This is a genomic window from Rahnella rivi (genome assembly GCF_019049655.1).
Classification (GTDB): domain Bacteria; phylum Pseudomonadota; class Gammaproteobacteria; order Enterobacterales; family Enterobacteriaceae; genus Rahnella; species Rahnella rivi.
This window is the reverse complement of sequence record NZ_JAFMOX010000013.1, coordinates 1-400: the sequence shown is the minus strand read 5'-3', so window position 1 is coordinate 400 and position 400 is coordinate 1. Positions and strand designations below refer to the sequence as shown.

General features: G+C 43.0%; 1 rRNA gene. It reads left to right on the top strand.

Annotation, left to right across the window (positions count from 1 at the left end):
• Window positions 1–326: 326 nt before the first annotated feature.
• Window positions 327–400: ribosomal RNA gene (locus J1779_RS00065) — 16S ribosomal RNA — on the top strand; the annotation flags it as partial.

Below are 400 nucleotides of genomic sequence, written 5' to 3'. Positions count from 1 at the left end.
GAACAACGACTGAGAAGTCGCTCGGACAGGAAGAGAAAAAGATGAAAGTTCGAATGAATAATCTCTTGACTCTTCAGCGGGAAAACGTAATATACGCCTCCCGCGCCGCATAAGATTCCTTGCGAACCGCGGCATGCTCTTTAACAATTTATCAGACAATCTGTGTGGGCACTCACAAGACGATATCAGCCACCTCGGTGGCAAAAAATATCAAGTCTTAAAGAGTGACCAAGCAGTAATTCATTTAGGTGACTTGTTCACTTATAAGAGTACTACGAAAGTTAATTTTTGAGCATCGCTTAACTTGTTTAAGCAAATCGAACTTTTAATTGAAGAGTTTGATCATGGCTCAGATTGAACGCTGGCGGCAGGCCTAACACATGCAAGTCGAGCGGTAGCA